This is a genomic window from Lactobacillus corticis, from assembly GCF_018327645.1.
GTDB classification, from domain to species: domain Bacteria; phylum Bacillota; class Bacilli; order Lactobacillales; family Lactobacillaceae; genus Lactobacillus; species Lactobacillus corticis.
On sequence record NZ_BMAY01000023.1, the window covers coordinates 1 to 1,294 of the forward strand.

Here is a 1,294-nt window from a genome sequence, read left to right on the forward strand (position 1 = left end):
TAAAAAATCCAATACCACTCAAACATTTTATATAAGAAAGTTGTGACTGCTATGACCTCTAACAATAATTTTATTAAATTTATGCTGGATGTTAAAGATAAAAATATCCTTTTTTCTGATGATTATTTCTATAAGTTCATCAAGGGTAAAAAAGCAAAGGTATTCAACGCGGAACTGATTCAGCCTGCTTGCCCTCATTGCGGTTCCGTTGACATAAAACACAATGGTCACTACATTTCTAATATCCGCTACATAACAGCCAATGCTTCACAGCCGGTAATAATCAGGCTCAGTAAACAAAGGGTTCTCTGTAATGATTGCGGCGAGCGGTCAATGGCAAAATCCGACTTAATTAATAAATACTGCTGTATCTCGAACATTTCCAAACGTAAAATTATTTCAGCTTTAACTGAAGATCGTTCCATGACCAGTATTGCCAGAGAACACAATGTTTCCGTGAACACTGTACAGAGAGTTTTAGCTTCTTGTTCGCATAACTTTCACAGTGATTGGGACAGCCTGCCTAAACACCTGGCTTTCGATGAATTCAGGGGTGTAGGCCGAAAGCTGCACTTTATCTGTATTGATGGCGAAAAGCACAAGGTAATCAAGATTATTCAAAACCGCTTTAAAAAATCAATTTTAAAATACTTTGGCAAATATTCACCTCAAGCCAGAGAAAGCGTTGAGACTGTCACTATGGATCTTAACTGCTATTATCCAGATGCTGTTCGGGCCTGTTTTCCTAATGCCAAGGTGGTTATTGACAGATTTCATATGATTCAGATGCTCAACCGCTCCTTTAATTCTCTGAGAGTCAGTGTGATGCGCCAATTAGACAGAACATCTCGTCAGTATAAGCTGCTTAAAGGCTATTGGAAGCTTTATTTAATGCGGTATGACAAACTTGAAAAGACAAAGCCAAAATATCAGTGGCGAATCAAAGACAGCCTGACCCAGGAACAGATAGTTAACGAGGGTTTAGATGTAGACGATAACGGTGTTTTAAGGAATACCTATGAAGCCATGCAAAACTTTTCTCAGGCTATGCAAAAACACGATGTGCAGGCTATTAAAGAAATCATTTATTCTAAAAACATTGTTGGCAAGCAAATGCATACAACCCTGCTTACTTTTAAACGTAATTACCGAGGAGTGATTAACGGTATTGACCTTGAATATTCTAACGGTTGTCTTGAAGGACTTAACCGTAAGATAAAACAGATTGAAAGGACTGCCTTCGGCTGCAGAAACTTCGTCAATCTGCTTAAAAGAATTCATCTTGAAGAAAATG

The 1,294-nt window shown here is 38.0% G+C and carries 1 protein-coding gene; it reads left to right on the top strand.

Annotated features, from left to right (window positions below; translation table 11 throughout):
- Window positions 1-51 precede the first annotated feature (51 nt).
- Window positions 52-1,294: ISL3 family transposase (locus tag KI210_RS08520; RefSeq protein ID WP_212781461.1), on the top strand; the 1,243-nt coding region annotated here is incomplete at its 3' end.